Origin of the sequence: Lactiplantibacillus songbeiensis, assembly GCF_005405125.1 — a bacterium.
Taxonomy (GTDB): domain Bacteria; phylum Bacillota; class Bacilli; order Lactobacillales; family Lactobacillaceae; genus Lactiplantibacillus; species Lactiplantibacillus songbeiensis.
Genome location: NZ_BJDL01000003.1, coordinates 14,581 through 39,871, shown reverse-complemented (window position 1 = coordinate 39,871; position 25,291 = coordinate 14,581). Strand labels below are relative to the sequence as shown.

Sequence of the window (25,291 nt, the reverse complement as noted above, 5' to 3'; positions counted from 1 at the left end):
TTGTTCTGTTGCCTAGGTCAACCATTTACGACACTCATTGTAGCATGATTTTTATATTTATATATAATTATAGTTATGTAAGAATAACGAATTTACTAACTGTCAATAAGTAAAGTTATCAGGTTATAATAATTGTCAACAATTCGTTTTAGGACCGGTATTGCTGTAAAATCAGCGATTATAAAACAGATAAATATAATTAGTTTTATTTAAATATTATTTATTCGACTGTTTTTAACGGATTTAACCATTTTTATTTATTAGTTAGTCAGCTGAAATTACTAATTGAATATCAAATAAATGCTTATCATTTAAAACTTCTGAGTAAGTAGCGTTGGCGTGGCATATTGCCATCTAATTGTCGCTTTATTGCGCCATTAACCGCTAATTGGTTCAAATCAAAAAAAGTTGCCTAAAATGAGTGACTTCACCCACTTTAGACAACTTTATTAACTTTTATTGATAGCCAATCCAGGAATAGATGAGATTAAAAATGCTCGATTAAAGCTTAACAAGCAACAAAAAGTGGCTCCCATCAGATTCAAGTTTAGAATCTTGACAGGAGCCGCTTTTTAGTTAGTTATAATCTTACTTTTATTTCCAATCATAATCAGTCGGATCTTGCAGTCCGCGGCCCGTCGCCTTGTCCAACATAATCCGTTGTTCAAAGTGAGCGACGTTACGTTTCGTAGCTTTGACCATATCAGGGTTAACCGAAACATAGTCAATTCCGCTTTGAATCAAGAAGTTCGTGAAGTCAGGGAACTCAGATGGTGCTTGCCCACAGATTGAGACGGTCTTACCATCTTTATGCGCGGTCTTGATCAAGTGGCGAATGGCCCGTTTAACAGCTAAGTTCCGTTCGTCAAAGAGACTAGCAACTTGATCATTATTCCGATCACAGCCCAAGAGTAACATCGTCAAGTCGTTAGACCCGATTGAGTACCCATCGATGAACTGGTTGAACTTGTCGGCCAAAATGATATTCGATGGAATTTCGGCCATCATGTAAACTTTGAAGTCGGCATTCCGAACTAAGCCTTCACCGGCCATAATGTCGGTGACCCGTTGTGCTTCAGCGACCGTCCGTACAAATGGAATCATGACGTTCAGGTTCTTCAAGCCGTATTCGTTCCGAACCTTCTTAACGGCGCCCAATTCGAGCTTGAACGCATTAATATACTTCGGATCGTAGTAACGGGACGCCCCCCGCCAACCTAATAAGTCCGCGGATTCGTGCGGTTCATACTTTTCGCCGCCTTTAAGCTTCCGATATTCACTCGACTTAAAGTCTGACAACCGTAAGACGACTGGCCGTGGCGCCATCGCCCGGGCAACCTTCGAGATACCTTCAGCCAACATATTAACGACTTTTTCAGGATGACCTTGCTCGATCAAGTAGAGTGGATGTTCGTGAATGTACGTGGTCCAAAGGAATTCTTCACGCATCAGCCCAATCCCATCAGCCGGCAAAGTCGAATACTTTTCCGCTAACTCAGGATCGCCTAAATTCATCATCACACCAGTAGCTGTTGGCGCAAAGGTTTCAGCCGCGACAACTTGACCAGCCGTAGCAGTTGCTGGGGCGTTCTTCTTCAAGAGGCTTTCAACCTTGCCTTGATAGACAACCCCATTCTTCGCATCGACCGTAACCACATCGCCAGTCTTCAAAACTTCGGTTGCCGCCACGTGCCGACTTTCCGTCCCAACGATACATGGAATCTGCATTTCCCGTGAGACAATCGCCGCGTGACACGTCATCCCACCATTATTGGTGACAATGGCGGCGGCTTTCTTCATCGCCGGTACCCAGTCTGGTGACGTCATTAAGGTAACTAAGACTTCACCCTTCTTGAATTGATCGATGTCTTTCGGATTATCAATGACATGAACCACGCCACTAGCTAAACCAGGACTAGCTGGTAACCCACGAACCACAACTTTAGCATCTGCTTCAGCGACCACGTTATCATCTCCAGTTGTGCTGGTCTTCGCTTTATTACGCTGTGACCAAACAGTTTCTGGACGTGCTTGCACGATCCAAAGCCGGTTTGTGTTCACATCCAAGGCGTATTCCATATCCATGTAACAGCCATAATGTTTTTCGATTTCTTTAGCGTAACCGGCTAACTCTAACACTTGGCTATCGGTCAAGACCGGTTTTTCTTGTAATTCAGCAGGAACCGCTTGCTCTTTCGTCCCGCCGTTAGCAACCCGCATCAATTCAACCGGTTGTTTCACAATATTACGTTCAACAATTTGCATCGAACCTTTGTCAATCACAAAGTGGTTCGGTGTCACTTTACCTAAAACGATGTATTCGCCTAAACCACGAATGCCATCGATCACAATCTTGGTGTCATCCCCATTGGCAACGTTAACGGAGAACATAATCCCCGATGCCTTAGAGAAGACCATCATTTGAACCGCAGCCGATAACGCGACTTTTTCATATGGGAACTGTTGCTTATGGCGATAGTACGTTGCCCGATCCGTAAACAGCGATGAATAGCACTGTTGTACCCGGTTAACCACGTCAGCGGCACCCTTAATGTTGAGATAGGATTCCTGTTGACCGGCAAACGAAGCGTTCGGTAGATCTTCCGCCGTGGCTGAAGACCGAATGGCAACGAATGGATTGGACTGTCCCATCTTATCAGCTAAGTCTACATAGGCTTTTTGAATATCATTCGCGAGATCCGTTGGCATCGTGGCACCAACGATCAAGTTCCGAATCTGTTCACAAGTGGTATGTAGTTCATCTGAATCTTCGTAGTCCTTAATGCCTTGTAGTAAAGCATTAACTTTATCGTTTAAGCCCGTAGCTTTCATAAAGTACCGATAAGCCCGCGCAGTGGTGGCAAAGCCATAAGGCACTGGCACCTTCATTGAAGACGTCATTTCCCCTAATGATGACGACTTTCCACCAACTAAATTAACATCTTCACGATGTAAATCTTTAAACCATAACACATTTGCTGTATCGCGACTACTCATGATATTACCTCCCTGTAACTGTTAACATCAACTTCAGGTCAAGTTAAGCTGTTCCAAAAAGTGAAAGCGTTTTCATTTACAACTTCATTGTAGTTCAATGATGCACAAAGTGTAAAGCTGATTTCACCATTTTTGTTTAAATTATTCTAAAGCCTCATGGAACCGTGACAGGACCTTAGCGGGTGTTTACAAAGACACTTTATTATCTTGAATTGCCGGTATCATCCAGAAGCCAGTAGCTTAGTTATGGCAACCCAACAAAAAAAGAGATAGCTTTAACTATCCCTTCTAATCTAAATTCGTATTTTGGTGCCGTTACTCATGCCAACCAATCGCAATTGAAAATCAGCAATTTTTGTTATGAAAAGTGATTAACCCAGCTAGTCGTCAACGGTGTTTAGTAAGGTTTTTAAATCCGCTTGCTTATTTAACACCGTCACTAATTGTTGCCCGGCCTTTTCGTAAGTCATCGATTCAAAAACGTTAACTAGCGTTTGAGCATCATTAGTCGCACTCATCTGTAGCGCTGCCAGCTTGGCAAACACGTTGACACTAGGATTCACATCAAAGATTGCGGCCACGTCTGGCAACATCTCGCCTAGTGGCAGCTTGTTTGTATAGTTACCGCTACTGAAATAAGCGTGCAAACAGAACATTAAAATCGCCCGTTCGTACATTGACAATGCGGCTAACTGTTTCTTTACTTCTGACATTTTTACTTTACCATCCTAAATTTTGACTTCTTAAGTATCATAGCACACTGCTGCCGGGTTCTTAAAAAGTCCGACTACTTTTACTAGCTACTAAAGGCAATTCAAGCATTCCACAAAATGCTAGTTTCAAAAATCATGACTCATTTACATACGCGATAATTCAAAAAAGAGATAGCAAAAACTATCCCTTTGTACTTATGCTATTCACTAAGAACTAATACGCTTGGTGCTAGTTGGTTTAAATTGCCACTCTGGTTGGTCCAGAATCGGCTGGAACCGTGGTGGCCGCGTTTTCGAGCCACAATACGGTCTCGAAAGCCGGGCTTTATCTAAGTCGGAAAATCACCGACCAAGATAAACGATACCACTGAGCCAATTCTGGCCCGCCCGCCGTTAACTAACGGCTATTAAAAAGTTAACGATTGATTATTTTCAGTTCGGCCATTTATGGTTCCTAAAATGCTCAGCCGTGTCGTTGGCCTTAGTGCGAGTGGTCTGCTCGGACTTAGGCCAAGGCCAGTTTTGAAGACCACACTTTGGCTTCAAACTGGCCCATGGCGTTCCAGCGTTTTAGGAACCAACCGGCAGGCGACAAGTTTAACTAGCACCAAGCGTTTCCAATATATAATCCACGACTAAAAGACCAGCAACCACTATTGGGGTCACTGGTCCTTTTCTTGAACATTCTATACTAAATCAAACTTCTGGAAATGCGCCTTCAAGTAATCCAACGTCAAACTTTTAGCGGTTTTAATCAATTGCTGAGGTTCACCACTAGCCATTAATTGCCCACCGGCTTGACCGCCTTTAGGTCCCAAGTCGATTAAGTAATCGGCATTGGTCATCAAGTCCAGATCATGGGTGATAATAATGATTGTGGCGCCTTTTGCCTTCAAACTATTGATCACACCCAACAAGGTTTGGACATCTTGGGGGTGCAAGCCAACAGAAGGTTCATCAAAAATAAATAGCGTTTTGTTTTGACGTTTATTCAGATGACTCATCAGCTTTAACCGTTGGGCTTCGCCACCAGACAAGCTCGGCGTGCTTTCACCTAAATGCAAATAGCCGAGCCCCATCTCATCCAGCAATTGTAACTGTTTCTCAATCTTAGGCACCGTTTCAAAAACAGCTAACGCCTCACGAACGGATAAGTTCAATAAATCAACAATGTTATAGCCATGCCAGCGAATCTGCTGAATCTCATCTTTATAACGCGCCCCATGACAGTAAGGGCAGACTTCTTCCATATCTGGCAAATATTGAATATCCAACGTAATCGTCCCGAGCCCGCCGCATTGCTCACAGGCGCCTTGCTTATTATTGTACGAAAAATAGGCCAGACTGTACTTTTTAGCTTTGGCGGCTGGTAAGCTCGCAAATAACCGCCGTAAATTATCCATGATTGTCGTGTAAGTTGCAATCGTTGACCGCGTGTTTTTACCAATGGGCTTAGCATCGACGGAAACCACATCGGTTAAATGGGTTTTTAGCCGCTTCACTTGTTTAGGCAAAGCCGCCTTTTCGTTAACCGCTTTGATCGCGGGTACTAGACTGTCTAAGATTAGACTCGTCTTCCCGGCACCGGAAAAACCGGTCACCGCCGTGATTTCATTACCTGGAATTGAAACAGCAACATCGTGCAAATTAAAGTAATCTTGCACTTCAAACTCAGTCGTCAACTCACTGGCCTTTTTAGCAGTTGGCACCTTTTCGTGCATAATTGACGCTTGGCCTGAAATATATGGGCCAATCAACGACTTGGGATTACCGACTAACGATTGCGGCGTGCCTTCAGCAATCACATTTCCACCAGCATCGCCAGAACCCGGACCAATCTCAATCACCCAATCGGCGGCTTCAATGATGTCGACTTCATGATCAACGACCACTAACGAATTTCCTTGGGCAATCAATTCTCTAAAGATCCGAATCAAGCCTTTGACGTTGTCAGGATGTAACCCAATTGACGGTTCATCTAAAACATACAACACGCCAGTTGTCTCTGTCCGAATCGTCTTGGCTAGTTGGAGTCGTTGTAATTCACCAGTCGACAAGGTATTTCCATTACGCGCTAACGTTAAGTAATCAAGACCTAGCTCAAGTAGTGGCCGCAACGTATCCGTTAAGTTTTTAAATAAAACGGTCGCCATCGCGGTCATTTCTTGTGGCAAGTCTTTTTGGGCTTCAGCTTGCCAATCAGTCAAGGTTCCAAGCGTCAGATCCGCAACTTCGGCAATATTCTTACTGCCAACTAATTGGGTTAATAATTCTGGATTCAAGCGGGTTCCATGACAAGTCGGGCAAACTGAAAAGTGGAAGAATTGGTTCACTTTGTTAATCGCGCGTTCACTTTTAACCGTTTTAAGTGAGTCATAGACCGCTGCATGGGCATTTTCATACAATGTTTTATCCGTATGGAAGACCCGACCTGTCGAAGTTCGAAAGTCAACCGGATATTGTTTCTTCGCGCCATTCAACACAATGTCTTTTTCATGATCAGTTAAATCTTTATAAGGAACATTGATGCGCACGCCCAGGGTTTCCGCTACAGTTGGCATAAAGTTCCGGCCAGGTAAATGCCACGATGCTACGACTCCTTCAGCCAGGCTCAAGTTTTCATCGCCAATTAACTTAGCTTCATCTAATTCCTGAACTTTCCCGGTCCCATGACATTCTGGACAAGCGCCACCAGAATTGAAGGCAAAGTCTTCCGCAGACTTCGCCATAAATTCAACGCCACATTCTGGACACGTCACATAGCCCATCTTGCTGTCAGCCCCACCGGGTAAATCCATCGATTGCGCCACTTTGAGACTAGGCGCCAGGCGATGCCCGTTGGGACAAACCATTGAGCCTAACCGTGAAAAGATCAGTCGCACCACGTTGAACAATTCACTCATTGACCCCACGGTTGAGCGTTCTGACGGAACACTCGGCCGTTGACGCAAGGCAATCGCGGACGGAATATGTTTGACCTCCTGGACTTGCGACCGTTTACTTTGACCGATGCGCCGGCGCGTATAGGTTGAGAGTGCCTCTAGATAACGCCGCGATCCTTCTGCATACAAAATGCCCATCGCTAACGAGCTTTTACCTGATCCCGAAGGCCCTGAAATGGCCACAAACCGGTTCAGTGGAATATCAACATTAATATTTTTTAAGTTATGGACGTTACCGCCCCGTACACTAATATGTTCAATTTGCTTTTCATTTGTTACCATAATTAGCCACCTTTAATTTCAATCCTAACCTAATCTAGATTATTTTGAAAACAAACCTACATTAAGTTCAACTCTAATCATAAACTGTCCCGTTTGGTTACAGTCAATAGGAATGGCAAAATTTATTTACAGAAGTTGCCTAGAAAACGCCGTCACCAAGACCGTTAACAACTAGTCCCCATATATGTAATCGCAAAAAAAGAGCCTTTGAATTTTGCAATCCAAAGACTCCATTACCTCATAACGTAAATTATCAGGATTTTCGAACATACCCGACCATGGGTACGCCTACGCGTTTAATCATACCATGACTGAGTGCCGTTTAAAAGCCTAATATCATTATTATCATAATTAACACTTTATAAGTCGCTCAGATGCTCGATTATTTTGCATCGGTCGCAACCACTTACTGTTGAAACACAAACTGGAAGATAAGAAATGGCATCAACTTGATTAGAAGTACACGGACTTATTTGGTTTCAAAATGACCCATGGCGTTCCAGCATTTTAGGAACCAACCGGCAGGCGGCAAGTTCACCTAGCACCAGGCGTATATTAAGTTTATTTTTTAGTATACCAGCTTTTAAATACTATATATGTACCAAAAAAGAGACAGCCACGGCTATCCCTTCAATTAGTTCTATTCACTTAGCTACCTCATGATTTTCATCCAACGTATATTGAAATTCAATCATCCCGGCTAGAACATGTCATACATTGTCTGCTGCACAATCAGTGCCATCAAAATAGTTGTTTCAAAAATAGTGCTGACCCGACCAAATTTATATAACTGTTTTTTCATCGCAGCTGCTTCCTCCAATGACCAAGAACCTGTCTTACCAAAGTACTGACAATCATATTAACAGCCCACTATCTTTTGCAGCAAAAGCTGTTGTCCCAATATCACACATCTAATCAAGTTGCCAATCATGGTGATCTAAATAATTAATCAAGAAAGCCAGTAATACAAAGATAATCCCAATCACATAGACCCAGTGTAAGCCGTTATATAAGACTTGCCGCAAAGTCGGTAATAGCTTTGCGGGTAATTGGTTTGCTGTCTTCGGATTGATCAATTTATTCATCATACTCATCGTAACACCCGCATGTTGGCTTAACCCATTTTGCATGCCAACATTTAAAACAATTCCAAAGATCGATACCATCAAAGTTTGACCAATTGTCCGGCTCAACGTATTAAATGATGTCGCGACCCCAACAGCCTCTTCCGGCACCAAATGTTGTGACGTTACCGTGGTCGTTGTCATCGTAATTCCGAAGCCAAAACCACCGATTGCAGTAATCATAAAGAACCAGCCAAAACTGGTCGTCATTGGCAGTAGCGCAAACCAGACACCAGCAGCCAAAATAAAACACAAACTAAAATACAGTATCCGTCGCGGGGTCCATTTGACTAACAAATAGCTTGTCACCACTGACCCGATAACCCAAAATACAGAATTCGGTGTCAAGGCAAAACCAGCGTATGATGCCGAAACACCTAACAGGCCTTGCGCCCAAGTTGGAACATAAACGCTGATCGCCATTAAATACCCATTGATCAGTCCCGCAATTAAATTTTGGCCAATGAACGGGCGGTTTTTAAATAGGTCCAGTGAAATAACCGGATCAGCAGCGCGACCTTCTTGACGAATGAACAACCAAAGACTGATACCACTCACAAGCCATTCAGAAAGAACCACACCCCACTTGATTGGATGACCACCTAAACTCTGAAAACTGAGCATCAAGCTTAACAAACTAAGCATCAGCCAAAAACTGCCCCAGTAATCAATCTGTTCATGTTGCGCGTGCTTAGGCTCATGTAAAAACAGCTGAAATAAGATCATGGTAATGAGACCGATTGGCACATTAATAAAGAAGATCCAGTGCCAACTGAGTTTATCAATAATCACCCCACCGATTAAAGGCGCCAATACCGCGGCAATGCCCCAAGCTGAATTATTAATACCCAGAACTTGAGCGCGTTTCTCATAAGAATAAATATCCGCAATAATTGTCATCGAAACTGGCAATAACGCACCGGCACCGATACCCTGAATCGCGCGCCAGAAAATCAAGACGGGCATCGTGCTAGCGAGCCCACTCATCGTCGAGCCAATAATAAAAATACCTAGTCCAACTTGCATCACTGGCTTCCGACCAAGCAAATCAGCTAATTTTCCATAAATCGGCGTAACCATCGCAGTCGTTAATAAGTAGATCGAAAAGACCCAGTTCATTAAACTAACCCCGCGGAGATCCCCCACGATGGTCGGTAAAGCCGTCGAAACAACAGTACCTTCGACCGCGCTAATAAAAGTAGCAACGTAGATGGCAATGGTGACTGCCAAAACATTTGTTTTTTTCATGTGATTCAATTTTCCCGCTCCCTGATTCTGTCTGATAAAAACGACATAATAATGTTAACACAATTAGCTAACAGACGTTGCAGCCAGCCATGTCGTCAAGGAGTGAATAAAAAATCGCCGTAGCTGTCAGAATGTTAGGATTACCAACAGTGAGTTCGTAAGTACTGCTTACCTGGCTAAATTACTTAATTATTTATCTCTTAAATAACAAAAGCGTCAATCACCAATAAAGGTAATTGACACTTCTTTATAAAACCATTTTTAACCTGATTACTTAGCTACTTCATGATTTTCATCCAACATATATTGGAATTCAATCGTCCCAGCTAACAAGTCGGCTTTAAACAAGCCCTGCGTCCCGTTGTTTTCATCAGACATCACAACAAAGTAACTAGCTCCTTCATCAACGACGTGTTGAAAACTGACGTATTCGCCTTTAAAACCGTTCTTGCGGAACAACCCAATAATCCGGATCATTTCGCGTTGTGTCACTTCGTTTGCTGCTGTTTCACTCATGTATTCAAATACCCCTATCAATTTCTCTTCGTCTTAACCAATCAAATCTTATACTTTACACCTATACGGGTGCCACGGGAATTACGGGGAGCTTTTTCACTCCACTCACAATCCGCTAAATCTTAATTGCTAGTGACCACTATCTGCTTTCAACTCAGCCAACTTGTCTTCAATTAACTGATTCGCAATACCAAAAGCTTTCAGTCGGCGCTTGGCGAGTGTTAATTGCGACTTATACCGTGATGGATTTTCCTTAACCTCAAGAGTCTTTACAACTTCACGAATCTTATGCAAGGTTGAATCAATTTGCCGTTTGGCTTCTACTAATTCTGCTTCATCATACATGTAAAGTCCCCCTTGATTTTTAGAAAACGTATCAACTAACTTGAAAGTGGCAGTGTCCATTTAGCGTCCACTAGCGGCCGTTTATTGTCATTAATTGTCAAACTCATCCTAAGTTATCTCAACTTAGCCGGTTTTAGCGCCATAAAAAAGCGCCCCCCACTAAGCGGGCGCTTCTTGAAAATCTAGTAAATAATCAGCTGATTATTTGCCTAACTTTTCTTTGCCTAAGACGTTCAACTTTTCGTCGAAGTCATAAACAACTGGTTCACCAGTAGCCATTTCAAGGTTCATGATGTCATCATCACTGATTTGTTCGATGTACTTTGAAAGGGCACGTAATGAGTTACCATGGGCTGCGATGATGACGTTCTTGCCATCAAGCAACTTAGGGGCGATTTGGTCTTCCCAGAAAGGCATAACCCGTTCCAAGGTAACCTTCAAGTTTTCGCCACCAGGGACGATGTTAGGGTCTAAGTCAGCATAACGACGATCGTTAACAGCTGAACCTTCATCATCAGCACTCAATAATGGAGGTAAAACGTCGTATGAACGACGCCAGATATGAACTTGGTCGTCACCGTATTTTTCAGCGGTTTCCTTCTTGTTCAAACCTTGTAAAGCGCCATAATGACGTTCGTTTAAGCGCCAAGTCTTGGTTTCAGGAATCCAAAGTTGGTCAGATTCTTCCAAAACGTAGTGCAATGTCTTGATGGCACGAGTCAAAACTGAAGTGAAGGCGTAATCGAACTTCAAGCCGGCTTCGGCAACTTTCTTACCAGCAGCCTTAGCTTCTTCAACACCCTTTTCACTTAAATCAACGTCAACCCAACCCGTAAATTGGTTTGACAGGTTCCATTCACTTTGACCGTGACGAATCAATACTAATTTTGCCATAGCAGTTAATGACCTCTTTCATTTATTATTTACTTCATTCATTTTACACTGAAACGCTGAAAAATCAAAATATTATCAGGGTTTATTTGCAGAATCATGGTGTGAATTTAAACTTTTTTTCAAATGTAATTGCGGTTTTAATCCGTGAACCGGTTTCACGCCGATAATGTCTAAAATGAAGTTAAAAATCGGCACCCCGACAATTAATCCCCAAACACCAAAGAGTCGTTCACTGACCAATAAAACAACAAACGTATAAAAGACGGGAATTTCCGTCCGGCTTGCCATGAACTTCGGATTCAATACGTATGCTTCCAACATATGCACGACCGCGATCATGATCACCATGTAAACGACATACTTCAAGCCACCAACGGAATACGCAATTAAGCTCAATGGAATTAGCGAAATAATCACCCCAGCCACCGGAATTAGGCTCAGTAGAAAAATCATCAAGCCTAAGCTAATTAACTGTGGCATATGCAAAAATGCCATAAAAATCAGTGTAATCACGGTGTTAACCAGCGCAATCATAAACTGGGCTTCTAGGACAACCCCAAAACTATTCACGAACTTCTTAGCGAAGAAATAAACGTCCTGAAAGAACCAGCCGAAAGTACTCGTTAAAAAGCGTTGCGAGAACCGGTGCATCTGTTGATCTTCAACGGTGAAGAAGAAGCTCAAAACTAGTGACAAGAAGAAGGTGACCCCCATATTACCAATATTAGTAATATACTTAAACACCACTGAAATCCCCGTTTTCACTTGCTTAATGATATCGGATTCCTGAAAATATGAGGTCACCCAACGTAATAATTCATTCGTATCATTCGAAGGATTCTGATAAAACTCGTAGACCGATTGAAAGGTCATGAGTGTCTGCTTAATCAACTGCGGCAAATAAGCCGTCACCGCAAAGTACATCCCCAGCACCACTAACGCGTACACGGTGATCACAATTAACACGCTCGGTACCGGCACATGCTTTTGAATCCAGCGCACCAACCGCGTCACCAAGAAAGTGAAAATAAACGTTAACAAAATGATACTCATCATGCTAGCTGCGAAATACAAAATCACCACAATTAAAGCCAACACACTGGCCCGCCGCAACCGGACGTTATGAACAAAGTGTGACCAAAGTTCCAAAACATTCAACTCCCTTTAAAGCGCTCCCTTTCATTGTAACTGAAAACGGTTTAAAAAAATATGAAACTGTGATGCTTATTTTGACTTTCTATTGGTTTGTTTTCATGAAAGCTGGTGGAAGTTACCACTCTGGTTGGGTCAGAATTGTCTGGAACGTGGTGGCCGCGTTTTTGAGCCACAAGGCGGTCTCAAAAGCCGGGCTTTGACTAAGCCGGAAAATCACCGACTAAGTCAAACGACACCACTGAGCCAATTCTGACCCGCCCGGCGTTAACTTGCTTATGTATATTTTTAGCTAGACATTTAATTTCTAAAACACCCAGCTCTATTGAAGACTAAGTTAATTTCAAAATTAACCCATGTCGTCCTGCCTAGCTCATCCAACTAATCGTTAACCCAGTCGGAGCTGGCCAGAAATTAACGCCGTGACGAGCCACTAAGCCGGTGCTTTTCCCGGTTTAGTGGCTGGGCCTCGGGTTCTAGGCTTAAAGGCGCCTGACAGACCGCACTGTGGCTGTCAGGTCCGCCCCACCGCGTTAAATTTCTGGTCAGCGGAGACGACACAACAAAAACGTGTCAGTAACAATGGGTCAACCCAAAGTTACCGACACGTTAGTTTTCATACTTTAACTATTTAGGAAAAATGCATCTTCAAGCTTTCGAGACCCAATGCTTGATGAATGATTTCCGAAGCCCCACCTAACAACGCCGCTGATTGCACGTTCTTAGTGGCAATGATTGGCACTTGCCGGCTTGGTGAGGACACCTTAGCCGTCATGTTGCGGATATCCGTCAACAGTTGTGGCAAGATTTCCAGCACGCTGGTGTTCAAGACAACCACATCCGGTGCAAAGGCCGTTGACACGTTCGCAACTACCTTTGACAAGTAGTAAACGAAATCGTCAAAGACTTGGGTGACTTCGGGATTGTGGTTGATATAATCATGCTTAACCGCTGTCAAATCTAACCGGTCGACATGTTTAATCGCCTTTAATTTCGCCCAGAGCGCTTTTTCAGACGCATAGTCGTTGGCAGATTCCATATGATTTTCGAGCTTCCGGTCTTCCAGTAAAGCCGTCCCAACTTCACCAGCTTCACCTTCATGCCCGGAGTACAACCGTGAATCTGCCACAATTCCGGCGTGAATCTCGTCACGAACAACTACCGAGACCACATTATCGAAGATCTCATTGTCGTGGAAATCCCGTTCGAAGACGGCCGTTAAGTTGGCCTTTTTCTCCAACATAACTGGTATCCGCAGTTTGTCACGTAAATACTTTGCCAAATCAAAATGTGCTAAACATTTAATTGGCGTCTTTAAAATTTTATTTTCATAAATGATACCGTCCAAGGCAATTGCGACCCCCATCAAGCCGTGAACCGTGCCATAATCGTCAACGTTGCGTAACTGATCTTCAATCAAATCAATCACATCGGTCAGCGTCATATCCGCCGTCTTAAAGCTTTGGAAATGCAGAATCTTGCCATTGAAACGTGAATACATTAGTTTGACAGCCGTTTCCGATAAATCAATGCTAGCCACAAAGCCGTAATTGACGTTTAATTCCGCCATGACTGGCTTACGGCCACCATTCTTGGTACTAACACCACAACCAATTTCCTTGATATACTGTGCCCGCAGCAGTTGATTGTAAATATCAGAAACCGTCACTTTATTCAAACTTAAGTTACGTGAAATTTGACTACGACTAATTGGACCTTCATTAATCACTTGTTGAAGGACCTGTTTCTCGTTGGTACTGCGCATGACATGTTTATTAATAATCATACTTACATTTCGGTGTCCACCTAAGTTTTATTGAATAGCCCTTTTAAATGCCGAAGTCCATGTTACTCAAAAGTCCTTCTGGCGCTGCCATGCATCCAATAAGACTTACGTTCACCTTAACCCCCTAGTCTGTTAATATTCTAAAGCATCAAACTGAAATAGTACACAAAATAGTCATATTTATACCCGTTTTGACATTTGATCGTGTAAAAAAATGCCCCAATTCGCGATACAAATTCTGACTGCCCCCATTTTGTTCCGCTACACGCAAGAAATGAACTTATTCACTCTTACTCATATATTTATAACAGTTTTTATAAAAAAATCACCGATTCGCACTTAAAATTAAGCGTTTTCTCGATGATTGTAAAGTCAACTGCCATACCAGCGGTCAATTTTAAATTATTTAAATAATTTTTTTGCAGCTTGAACTGGTGACGTATGGTCGCTAGCCGCCGTCTGTAGCACGGTCCGAACATCTTGGTCACTTAATGCATCCGCATCAATACCTGCTTCCTTCAACTCAGAACGTGTTGACTTGATCTGGCTGCTAGTCACAGCAGAGCCATTAACCGCCTGCTGTGAGCTCGTCACGGTGTATTCATTGCTACCAGAATAATTATTAGCCGCACTTTGCTCCGCGCTGGTCAAGCCAGAACTACTGCTATTAGCCTTACTTTTAGCCGTACTGCTACTCGATGAATTGCGATTATCTGATTGACTACTCTCGCTATCAGTCGTTGAACTACTACTTTGCGAACTCCCATTAGCGATGACTGGTGTCGAACCCGTCAAGGATTTCAACGCCGCGTTATTTTGTTTCCTTAATGCGCGGGCTTTTTTGTAAATATCCTTGTAATAAGACTGACTAAAGGTTTTACTTTGGAAAAGCACCGTCAGCACACCATTAGAATCCGTAAATTCATTGGATTGATTTAATTCCAACGCCTTTTGATACTCACTCGCATAGGTCTGCCGTTTTTTCAAGACTTGCTTAATCAGCTTCAATTCGGTCTTCGCCCGGGTAACTAACACGCTTGACCCGTTTTTCGTCTTTGAAACGGTGGTGAAGCTCGTCTTGGCATCTGAAAATTGCCGTTCTTTGATAGCATTAGCCCCATCAACATACGTTTGCGTCTGTTCTAAATAACGTTGTGCGGTCGCATCGTTGGCTTTCGTCCGTGAAGCACGACTGAAGAACGATTCCGCTTGTGTGTAATTTTTATCTTGAATGGCTTCTTTACCATAACGCATCGCCGTTGTATAAGCAGTCGTTTGTTCGCGGTGCTTTGAATAGGTATAACCGCTGACACCAATCACAATGACTGCTGCGACAATCACCCACATCCACTTTTTCAAAAATGACACCCCCATTAGTTGGTTTCCATAAATTAGAACCTAAGCCTATTATACATTGTTATGCCGATTTTTTAAGGTTGAATCTCCTTGAACTTCCATCACTTTCCCGAATATCCTGAAATTTAATAAATTATTAACTGACGAACCGCGGCCCAGCATCTAGTTAACCGGTTGCAAGTGAACCTCCTGAAACCAAGTGCTTACATTCCCATTTTCATTGGCGTATAATATATTCTGTATTTTTAATCGAGAAAGGATCCTTATTGTAATGCTAGAAAAGACTTTTTATCGCACCTTGTTGAGCCACTCCTTCAACATTCCAGTTCAAGTCAACTACTGGGATGGCAGTAGCGAAAACTACGGTGGCGATGGCACTCCTGAAGTTACGGTAACGTTTAAGGAAGCCATTCCTATGCGTGATATCACCAAAAATGCGTCAATTGCGCTTGGCGAAGCTTACATGGATGGTAAAATTGAAATCGATGGCAGTATTCAAAAGTTGATTCGATCAGCTTACGAATCTGCTGAAAGCTTCTTTAATAACTCCAAATTCAAGAAGTTCATGCCCAAACAATCCCATTCTGAAAAGAAGAGCCAACAAGATATTCAGAGTCATTATGATGTTGGTAATGACTTTTACGAGATGTGGTTAGACCCCACGTTGACTTATTCTTGTGCCTACTTCCAAAATGAAGATGACACGTTGGAACAAGCACAAATCAACAAAGTTCACCACATCATTCAAAAGTTAAACCCTGAACCTGGCAAGACCTTGCTAGATATCGGTTGTGGCTGGGGAACCTTGATGTTGACGGCCGCCAAAGAATACGGCTTAAAAGTAGTTGGGATCACGTTATCCCAAGAACAATACAACTTAGTTGCTAAGCGGATCGAAGACGAAGGGTTAAGTGATGTTGCTGAAGTTCGGTTAGAAGATTACCGTGAACTTGGCGACGAAACTTACGACTACATCACCAGTGTTGGGATGTTCGAACACGTTGGGAAAGCCAACTTGGAAATGTACTTCGAACGAGTTAACCATTACTTGAAACCAGAAGGCGTGGCTTTATTGCACGGGATTACCCGGCAACAAGGCGGTGCTACTAATGGTTGGTTAGACAAGTACATCTTCCCCGGTGGCTACGTTCCTGGGATGACCGAAAACTTACAACACATCGTTGACTGTGGCTTACAAGTCGATGACGTTGAAACCTTACGTCGGCATTACCAAAAGACGACCGAACTCTGGGACGTCAACTTCAATGCCGCACGCGAAGCCATCGAAGATAAGATGGGCGTCCGCTTTACACGGATGTGGGATTTATATCTCCAAGCTTGTGCCGCTTCATTTGAATCTGGGAACATCGATGTGATGCAATACCTTGTCTCAAAGGGACCTTCTTCACGGAACTTACCAATGACGCGGGAATATATGTATGACGATAACACCGTTAATGCTTAACGATTAACAAAAAAATGCGCTTAGTCAGCTGACTAGGCGCATTTTTTTGTGTTATCAGATTGAACTTGCCACTCTGGTTGGGTCAGAATCGGCTGGAACGTGGTGGCCGCGTTTATGAGCCATAGTACGGTCTCATAAGCCGGGCTTTATCTAAGACGGAAAATCACCGTCTAAGATAAACGACACCACTGAGCCAATTCTGGCCCGCCCGTCGTTAGCTAACATTTAAAAAATTATTCATACCCAAGTAACACATTGCAATCGACTAAAACAACAAATAATATAGACCACTAATGCCAATAAATACGTAAATACCTCGTCGAACTAGTTGGATATTCATATGTGGTAATAACCGCGCGGCGATGGCGGTGCCGATAAATGCGCCTAGCATACCGATTAAAATCACTGGGATGACCTTGACCGTTAAAATGCCATTAACGACCCGAATACTGGTGATGTAAATGACATCGATTAAGAAAAAGGTCTGCATATTAGCCGTATAGTCGGCGGTTGACTCTGATAGCGATAAAAAATACAACGCCATCAACGGTCCGCCAATTCCGAATAAGCCATTGAAGAAACCGGAAATAATCATAAAGCTACCGGCAATATAAAACGGATACCGTTGCGTCCCTGCTTGCTTGGATAACGTAAAATAGATAGCCAAACCGACTAACAAGCCACCTAGTAATAGCCGTAATAATTTCAAATCCAAAACTTGTCCCAAGTGAACAGACCATGCGGCGACACTGGCATAGACAATAAACGGGATAATGATTCGTTTAAGCTTCACCGCTTGGCGATAACGCCAAACTAACATGGCCACGCTGGCTGACATAATTAAGCCGGCCACCCCGGCACTTTGATCGATGGGTAACAACGCTGGTAGAAAGATCATCATAATGATGGCGGCGCCAAAACCCGTTAACCCCTGGACCAGACCCGCCAAGATAGCTGGTAAAATGATTAATAATTGCGACATTTTTTCAAGCTCCTTAGTTTACTGGCTGAACCATCGTCACAGGTTACAAAAAAAGACCGGTTTCCCAGTCTTTATACCCTTAAATTCAATCGTTAAATATGCAGGACAAGTACAAATATCATGACCGCGCCTAAGCCAATCACCACTGACAACGTCATCGAACGCGTTCGATAAGCCACGAAGCCCACTAAAATTGCCGAAATAATCAGACCTAGATTACCGGAAGTCATAATATTGTACTTACTGTCAACGAAGACACTCTTGACCACTAACGCTGTGAACAGCGATACCGGAACAAAGCGCATCCATTCGTTAAACCATTCGGGAATTTGCCGCTTCGTGAAGAACAGCAACGGCAAAAAACGTGGAAGAAACGCCACGATTGCACAAAAGATAATCAACCAAAAATGGTCCATACTAGTCATTGAACTAACTGATTGCATAATCAAAACTCCTCGGTGCCCTACTTGTCAGATTCTTCCATCGCCGTTTGGCTAGTTGGATCGTGAACCTTGTATAACAGATGACTTTCCGGCTTATGTGCTAATAAATGGCGCTCGATAAAATAGCCGGTCAACGATGCGATCAACGTTGCCACTACTAAGCCTAACGTACTCTTCATCAAAACCAAGAAGAAAATCGTTAAGACGCCTGATAACGCACAGACTAAAATTGTTAAACGACTCTTTGTTTGCATAACTGCCATATAAATAAATAACGCCGTCAAAGCAAAATCAACCACGCTCAAGTTGATGGTCAACGCACTCCCAATCAAACTGCCGATAATATTGCTGACAGTCCAAAAAAGTAAGGAATAGTGTTCAACCAACAGGGCTTGGGTTGGTTTCCAATGTTTATCCGTGGCAAACTTCAAATAGTTGACCGCATAATTTTCATCATTCATCGAAAAAGCGAACGCAAAAATAAACGGTAACGGCTGGCCCTTAAGGTAACGGGATAAACTCGACCCTAACAGCGCATACCGTAGTTCTAGGAAAAACATCATCAAAATAATTGTCGTCATTGGTGCATTGATGGTCAACATCGATGCAATCAAAAATTGGGCACCACCGGAAAAGACCAACACTGAAATTAACGCTGTCAGTAGATGGTTGAACCCGGCTGCATGCAATAAGACCCCACAAGCTAAACCAATGGGGATATAGCTAAGCCCAAGTGGCATTACTGTCCGTAATACCACTAACCAATTTGGCTCGTTCTTTTTCACCAAGAATGCCTCCAGTACCATACCAGTAAAGAATTCTAGCAACATTGTGTGATGTCTATTTGTTTAGACATTCGGGTTTAATTTTAACATGTTTCAAGCTGCAATCCTACCTTTTCACCGATATTGTTCGGTTTAAGCCCATATGTAATCGTTTCCTTACACCTGACGTCTCTAAAAATGTTTCCCCAAAATCACTAAATCATTCGGTCGTTGATCCAATTCAGCAACTGCCGGCAAAAATCCCCATTGTTCAAAGCCAAATTTTTTAAAAAGTTTGATACTTGGCAGATTACTTGAAAAGATATAGGCCACTAACGTTGTTAACCCGACCGTGGTCATCTGAGTCGGAATTAAAGCTAAGACTTGACTCCCAACGCCTTGCCCCTGAACACTTCGATCCAAATAAATCGAAATCTCCGCCGTCTTAGCATAGGCCGCCCGACCATAAAACGGTGAAAAGCTCATCCAACCAACGACTTGATCACTGGCTTGAACAACCCATAGCGGGTAATGATTGGCCGAATGGGCTAAGAACCACGGCCGCCGCTGATCTACCGTCACCGGTTTGAGATCCGCCGTCACTTGATGGCCCGGAATCGTTTGGTTATAAATATCCACAATCAATGGTAAGTCCGACATGGTCGCCATTCGCAGCGTCACATCCATGTTATCAACATCCTTTCGAAAGCTCTTACATTTTCGACCTAATTCCATTATACATTTTTATGCAGTTAGATGATATTCCTTTTTCAATCAGTTTATATCACTATTTAAGCTAGTATATCATCGCTATGTCTAAGCATTGGTTTGCCGCTCCGGGTGGTCTGGCTTGATGCTGGAACGTGGTGGCCGCGTTTGGAAGCCATAGTACGGTCTTCCAAGCCGGGCTTTTACTAGGCCGAGAAAATCACTCGACCAAGTAAAATTTCACCACTGAGCATCATCCAGCCCGCCCTGCGCTGATTAAGCGACCAATTATTTAGTTGGTTAAAGACAAAACCAATTAAGTTCAACAGAAAGTCAGCTTTAGTCATCGTACTCAGTCAATTCATCTTGAAAATCATATGTTAACAATAACTCTCCCCCACTGAAACATACTGGCTACTTGACACAATGACATCGTTTAACTACTAACTAATCAACTAAATTTGACCAAGTTGTTTATCTTATTAGTAGCCAGTTAATTAACGCCGGGCGGGTCAGCATTGGCTCAGTGGTGTCGTTTTACTTAATCGGCGATTTTCCGATTTAGTAAAAGCCCGGCTTATGCGACCGCCCTATGGCTCATAAACGCGGCCACCACGTTCCAGCCAATGCTGACCCAACCAGAGTGGCAAGTTTAATCTGGAACCACAAAAAAACGAGACCAGAATTAACTTCCAGTCTCGTCACAATAAATTTCAACCTATTAGAACCAGCTCTTAATACCACGCCACATTCTGACGAAGATATTAGCCTTTTCAACTGATTTAGTTGGGGTTAAGTTAACTTGCATTGGCTTGCTCTTAGTTCCATTAACGACTGAAATTGCTGTCTTACCAAGGCTCAAATTAGCCGTACCAACCGTTTTGCCTTTGGTTAATGGTGCCTGCAACTTATTATTAGTCGTTGCCGCTTTGTTCAAGCTGGCAGTCCCTCTAACGGCTGATGCATCGGTTCCAGTTGGCAAATAAATCTTAGTACTATCACTATTTGAAACTAGCTTCGTCGTCAAGGCTTTCCCATCTTGAACGGCCACTGCTTCGACGCCATTGATGGCCTTGTATTTATCTAAGGTCGTGGTCGTATAATTGTGATAAACATATGACATAATTTGCGCCGTTTGAGTGAAGCGTTCGGTTCCATTATCACTAGCGGAACCAGCATGCATGACAACGGTAATAATCCGATTGCCATTACTGAACTTGACGGTCCCGGTAAAGGCATTCCCGGCTTTAGCTGAAGTCCCGGTCTTTAACCCATCAACAGGTAATGCTGAATAATGCTTGACTAACCCTTTCAACATAAAGTTACGGTTATCCATCTTAGTTTCAGAACTCGTCCCCTTGGCAAACCAAGCGTGCGCAATGCTAGACGTCTTTAAAACTTCTGGATATTTTGATAATAACTTTTGGGCAACGGTCGCGATATCTTGAGCCGACATTTCATTTTCTGCATTAGCAGCTTCACTGCTATACCCGATTTCACTACCGACTTCTTTATTGGTCAACCCACTAGCATTGATAATCGTCGCATCAGTGATGCCAAATGATTTGGCCGTTTGCCGCATTAATTGGACGAACTTATGTGGTGTTCCGGCGACCGCATCACCTAACGCCGTAATGGCCGCGTTGGCCGAATAAATTTCAGTAGCGTTATATAATTGCCGCACGGAATAAGTCTTCGTTGATAATAATGGCACATTCGCATAATCTTTGTTCTGACTCATCTTCGCAACGGCCTTGCTAACACTGATCTTCTGATTCCAAGACAACTTACCTTCATGAATCGCCTTCAAAACTAGATACGTACTCAACATCTTCGTCATTGAGGCAATCGCCATGGGTTTGCTACTATTCTTGTTATACAAGATCTGACCGGTTGACGCGTCCACCGCAATCGCCGCCTTAGCGGAAATTTTTGGGGTGGTAGCAGCTTGGGCAGTCACGCCGGTCGCCATAATGCCTAGCCCAGTCGAAGCCAACGTCACGGCCGCGACCAGACTAATCATGATTTTCTTAAACTTTCCTGCAACTCTCATTTCTCAATTATCCCTTTCCTGAATGCTATCTATAAGTTTAAATAATGCAGCGGTTGGAAACAAGTTAATTCGCAATTTTCTGTTCTTTTTTCGTCAATGGATGATCATGTTTAACCGGCAGATGAATCACAAAGCTGGTCAACGCATCGTCACTTTGCGCATAAATATAGCCCCCATGATGCTGGACAATACTTTGCGCAATCGCGAGGCCTAAGCCGGAACCACCAGTCGCCTTAGAACGCGATTCTTCCACTCGATAAAACCGTTCAAACAACATGCCTAGTGAATCAGCCGGAATTCGCTGACCATCATTGGCCACTCGAATCACGACTTCTTCCCCACGCTGTTCAGCTTGCAGAATCACCTTATGCGCGCCAGTTCCGTATTTAAAGGCATTGGTAATCAGGTTATTGAAGACCCGGCCTAACTTTTCGGCATCAGCTTCCAAGTAAATCGGCGCCGTCCCTGTTTCAACTTCAATCTTTAAATGCTTCTTATTCGCTTCCAACTCAAAACTAGCTGCCAGTTGTTCCATCATCGCCGTCACATTTAAACGACTGATTGTCAATGGTGTCTCAGTCTGGCGCACCTTGGTATATTCAAATAAATCTTCGACTAACGACTTCATCTGTGTCGCCTTGTTATAAGCGATATGCGTATACTTAACGAGGTCGTCTTCTGACTGATACTGATGGTTTTCAATCAGACCTAAATACCCAATAATTGACGTCAGTGGTGTCCGAATATCATGACTAACGTTCGTAATCAACGCATCTTTCGACCGCTCAATCTCCCGTTCTTCATCCATCGAGTGAATCGCCGAATCAACTAACGCATTGACACTTTCAACGACACGTTGGGTATCGCCCGTCAAACTGAAACCAATCCGATGATCAAAGTGTCCGGCCGCAATATAATGCAACTCACTAATGATATGTCGCAACTGCATCTGCTTATAGCGCCGAATGAGTCGCCAATATAAGACAAAGCCATCCGCAATCAGCATTAACGCGACAAATAAATTCTCGTAACTCCATAATTGATAGTCCGTTGGTCCCAGCTTGATCGACCGTTTGATCTCAAAAATACCGTTCTGTAAGCCTGGATTATGGGCAATGGCTTGATTAATTAAGACCACGATAGACAAGTTCAAAAGGAGTAGCAAAATCACCGTTACTACTCCTTCAAAGAATAATTCACTTTTTTCACGTCCAGTTAATTTCAAAAGTAACCCTCACTCTTAGCGTGATTCGATCTTGTAACCAACGCCCCAGACGGTTTGGATCACCTTTTCACCATCAGTCGCTTCTTCGATCTTATCGCGCAGGTGACTGACATGAACCATGACCGTCTTAGCTGAGACAATGCTTTCTTGTTGCCAAACCCGTTCAAAAATATCATCAGCTGAAAAGACCCGGTTCGGATGGCTGGCTAATAAGTACAAAATACCAAATTCCAAAGCGGTTAATTGAATATCCTTACCAGTCAACGTCTTAACTTCATGTGAATCTTTATTGATAGTCAATGGGCCGATATCCAAGACGTCCGGTTCCGTGGTCGTGACGTTATTTTCTGACCGCCGCAATAGCGACTTAACCCGCGCCATAATTTCCAATGGATTAAATGGCTTGGTGACATAGTCATCGGCCCCAGTGATCAAGCCTTGGATCTTATCCATATCGCCAGTCTTAGCTGATAAGACCAAGATTGGTAATTGAGAATCTTTACGGACTTCTTTAATAACTTCAATCCCGTCCATTTCCGGCATCATGATATCCAAAATCATCAAGGCAATATCGGGGTTTGTATTTAATTTCGTTAAGGCTTCCTTACCGTTGTAAGCACTAATCGGCTCGTAGCCTTCGTTTTTAATATAAATTTCTAATAATTGTGCAATCTCTTTGTCGTCATCGACTACTAAAATTTTCATATTTAAATTTCTCCTTAAGTAATTCTGTTTCCATTCTACCAAAAACTACTGTCAACATGGCGCCCAAAGGCCTTTTTTAGAGAAAACGCAAAGATTAGCTAGTCTGGTCAGTTTGAGCAACTTAATTCAGCGTACCAAAAAAGCCGAGGAACTAGATTCCCCGACTTATTAGGTACCATTTATTTTATTAGCCTACCCGTTAACCGAATAGTTAGGGGCATTCTTGGTGATTTGAATTTCATGTGGATGTGATTCACGTAAACCAGCACCCGAAATTTCAACAAACTGCGCATCATTACTGAGCGCCGTTAAATCTTTGGCCCCAACGTAGCCCATCCCAGAACGTAAGCCACCAAGCATTTGGAAGATAATGTCATCAACACTACCTTTGAATGGCACGCGGCCTTCAACACCTTCTGGTACTAACTTGTTGGCTTCATTGACGCCGCCTTGGAAGTAACGATCAGATGAGCCATGGGCTTGTGACATCGCGCCAACTGAACCCATACCACGATAGAACTTGTATTGACGACCGTCATCAAAGACGATTTCGCCAGGTGCTTCAGTGGTCCCAGCTAACATACTCCCAAGCATAACGGCGTTACCACCGGCGGCTAAGGCTTTAACAATGTCACCAGAATACTTGATCCCGCCATCAGCAATGATTGGCTTGCCATATTCACGCGCAACACTGGCAGCATCATAAACGGCTGTCAATTGTGGCACACCGACACCGGCAACGATCCGTGTCGTACAGATTGAACCAGGACCAATCCCAACTTTAACCACATCGACCCCGGCTTCAAATAACGCCCGCGTTCCTTCAGCAGTAGCGACGTTCCCAGCAATCAACGTTTCCTTAGGGAAGTGTTCGCGAATTTCTTTGATCTTGCGTAAAACCCCTGCGGAATGACCATGCGCCGTATCAATCACGATTGCATCAGCACCAGCCGTAAATAAGGCTTCTGCCCGATCAAAGGTATCACTTGTGACGCCAACAGCAGCGACAGCTAACAAATGATTGTTAGCGTCAACGGCTGCATGCGGATGATCGGCGTCTTTTTCAACAGCTTTCACTTTGCTAACTTCAGCGGCTTGAGCGTCAATACTCAAGTTCTTATGAATAACCGCTAACCCACCTTGGTTCGCCATCGCGATGCCCATCGCAGATTCAGAAACGGTATCCATGCCCGCACTAATAATTGGAATATTAAGTTGCAAATTATCAGCAAGCTTGACACCTAGATGAACTTCATTCGGTAAAACATGACTTTCGGCCGGAATTAATAGTACATCATCAAACGTATAACCCTTTTTTCCAAACTTTGTATCCCAATTAGACATTGAACGTTAGCTCCTTGTGATTTTATTTTATCTGTAAAGGTAACAAAACATCCTGATAAATGCAAGCGTATCCGCGCATTTTCAGTGATTTTTCATTTTAAGTAATGTGCCAAGCTCAGACAACTGTGTCTGCCAGTTGGACCGTTTTCACTAGCCCGCCCTCACTTTTAATTATGCACTACATTTTAGATTAGTTCAAAGTTCCTGGCAGATAGATCCTCTAATTTGCCACTCTGGTTGGGCCAGA

Annotated in this window: 19 protein-coding genes; 1 reads left to right on the top strand and 18 read right to left on the bottom strand. The window is 43.2% G+C overall.

Features of this window, described 5'->3' with window-relative positions; translation table 11 throughout:
* Positions 1 to 594: 594 nt before the first annotated feature.
* The 10 genes from ppsA to FFM77_RS00850 form a co-directional block, all read right to left on the bottom strand.
* The gene (gene ppsA, locus FFM77_RS00895; RefSeq protein ID WP_137633870.1) at positions 595 to 2,997 is read right to left on the bottom strand and encodes a phosphoenolpyruvate synthase; all 2,403 of its coding nucleotides are present in this window, start codon (positions 2,995 to 2,997) and stop codon (positions 595 to 597) included.
* Between the two features lie 380 nt (positions 2,998 to 3,377).
* Positions 3,378 to 3,710, bottom strand: coding sequence for a hypothetical protein (locus FFM77_RS00890; RefSeq protein WP_137633869.1), 333 nt, complete (start codon positions 3,708 to 3,710; stop codon positions 3,378 to 3,380).
* Between the two features lie 686 nt (positions 3,711 to 4,396).
* On the bottom strand, positions 4,397 to 6,934 hold the full coding sequence (locus FFM77_RS00885; protein ID WP_137633868.1) for an AAA family ATPase: 2,538 nt from the start codon (positions 6,932 to 6,934) through the stop codon (positions 4,397 to 4,399).
* A 911-nt stretch (positions 6,935 to 7,845) separates the two neighbouring features.
* On the bottom strand, positions 7,846 to 9,306 hold the full coding sequence (locus FFM77_RS00880) for an MDR family MFS transporter (protein ID WP_137633867.1): 1,461 nt from the start codon (positions 9,304 to 9,306) through the stop codon (positions 7,846 to 7,848).
* A gap of 270 nt (positions 9,307 to 9,576) precedes the next feature.
* Complete coding sequence (locus tag FFM77_RS00875) at positions 9,577 to 9,822, bottom strand: hypothetical protein (RefSeq protein ID WP_137633866.1); 246 nt, start codon at positions 9,820 to 9,822, stop codon at positions 9,577 to 9,579.
* 129 nt (positions 9,823 to 9,951) lie between these two features.
* Positions 9,952 to 10,167, bottom strand: a complete 216-nt coding sequence (locus FFM77_RS00870; RefSeq protein WP_137633865.1) for a hypothetical protein — start codon at positions 10,165 to 10,167, stop codon at positions 9,952 to 9,954.
* Positions 10,168 to 10,368: 201 nt separating this feature from the next.
* Complete coding sequence (locus FFM77_RS00865; RefSeq protein ID WP_137607661.1) at positions 10,369 to 11,061, bottom strand: 2,3-diphosphoglycerate-dependent phosphoglycerate mutase; 693 nt, start codon at positions 11,059 to 11,061, stop codon at positions 10,369 to 10,371.
* 75 nt (positions 11,062 to 11,136) lie between these two features.
* Positions 11,137 to 12,210: an AI-2E family transporter gene (locus FFM77_RS00860; RefSeq protein WP_171001526.1), complete on the bottom strand. Its 1,074-nt coding sequence runs from the start codon at positions 12,208 to 12,210 to the stop codon at positions 11,137 to 11,139.
* Between the two features lie 634 nt (positions 12,211 to 12,844).
* Positions 12,845 to 13,999: an ROK family protein gene (locus tag FFM77_RS00855; protein ID WP_137633863.1), complete on the bottom strand. Its 1,155-nt coding sequence runs from the start codon at positions 13,997 to 13,999 to the stop codon at positions 12,845 to 12,847.
* A 402-nt stretch (positions 14,000 to 14,401) separates the two neighbouring features.
* Positions 14,402 to 15,358: a cell surface protein gene (locus FFM77_RS00850; RefSeq protein WP_137633862.1), complete on the bottom strand. Its 957-nt coding sequence runs from the start codon at positions 15,356 to 15,358 to the stop codon at positions 14,402 to 14,404.
* 268 nt (positions 15,359 to 15,626) lie between these two features.
* On the opposite strand from FFM77_RS00850, the gene FFM77_RS00845 reads away from it, so the two are divergent.
* The gene (locus tag FFM77_RS00845; protein ID WP_137633861.1) at positions 15,627 to 16,820 is read left to right on the top strand and encodes an SAM-dependent methyltransferase; all 1,194 of its coding nucleotides are present in this window, start codon (positions 15,627 to 15,629) and stop codon (positions 16,818 to 16,820) included.
* A 265-nt stretch (positions 16,821 to 17,085) separates the two neighbouring features.
* On the opposite strand, the gene FFM77_RS00840 is transcribed toward FFM77_RS00845, so the two are convergent.
* The 8 genes from FFM77_RS00840 to guaB form a co-directional block, all read right to left on the bottom strand.
* The gene (locus FFM77_RS00840; RefSeq protein ID WP_137633860.1) at positions 17,086 to 17,802 is read right to left on the bottom strand and encodes a sulfite exporter TauE/SafE family protein; all 717 of its coding nucleotides are present in this window, start codon (positions 17,800 to 17,802) and stop codon (positions 17,086 to 17,088) included.
* Between the two features lie 92 nt (positions 17,803 to 17,894).
* Positions 17,895 to 18,245, bottom strand: coding sequence for an AzlD domain-containing protein (locus FFM77_RS00835; RefSeq protein WP_137633859.1), 351 nt, complete (start codon positions 18,243 to 18,245; stop codon positions 17,895 to 17,897).
* A gap of 20 nt (positions 18,246 to 18,265) precedes the next feature.
* A complete protein-coding gene (locus FFM77_RS00830) occupies positions 18,266 to 19,051 on the bottom strand; it encodes an AzlC family ABC transporter permease (RefSeq protein ID WP_137633858.1) in 786 nt (261 codons plus the stop codon).
* Between the two features lie 150 nt (positions 19,052 to 19,201).
* Positions 19,202 to 19,696: a GNAT family N-acetyltransferase gene (locus FFM77_RS00825; protein WP_137633857.1), complete on the bottom strand. Its 495-nt coding sequence runs from the start codon at positions 19,694 to 19,696 to the stop codon at positions 19,202 to 19,204.
* A 742-nt stretch (positions 19,697 to 20,438) separates the two neighbouring features.
* Positions 20,439 to 21,770 (bottom strand): D-alanyl-D-alanine carboxypeptidase family protein, encoded by a 1,332-nt coding sequence (locus FFM77_RS00820; protein ID WP_137633856.1) that lies wholly within the window; start codon positions 21,768 to 21,770, stop codon positions 20,439 to 20,441.
* Positions 21,771 to 21,834: 64 nt separating this feature from the next.
* On the bottom strand, positions 21,835 to 22,995 hold the full coding sequence (locus FFM77_RS00815) for a sensor histidine kinase (protein ID WP_137633855.1): 1,161 nt from the start codon (positions 22,993 to 22,995) through the stop codon (positions 21,835 to 21,837).
* 15 nt (positions 22,996 to 23,010) lie between these two features.
* On the bottom strand, positions 23,011 to 23,700 hold the full coding sequence (gene croR, locus FFM77_RS00810) for a response regulator transcription factor CroR (protein WP_137607648.1): 690 nt from the start codon (positions 23,698 to 23,700) through the stop codon (positions 23,011 to 23,013).
* A gap of 192 nt (positions 23,701 to 23,892) precedes the next feature.
* Positions 23,893 to 25,044 (bottom strand): IMP dehydrogenase, encoded by a 1,152-nt coding sequence (gene guaB, locus FFM77_RS00805; protein WP_137633854.1) that lies wholly within the window; start codon positions 25,042 to 25,044, stop codon positions 23,893 to 23,895.
* Between the last annotated feature and the right edge of the window lie 247 nt (positions 25,045 to 25,291).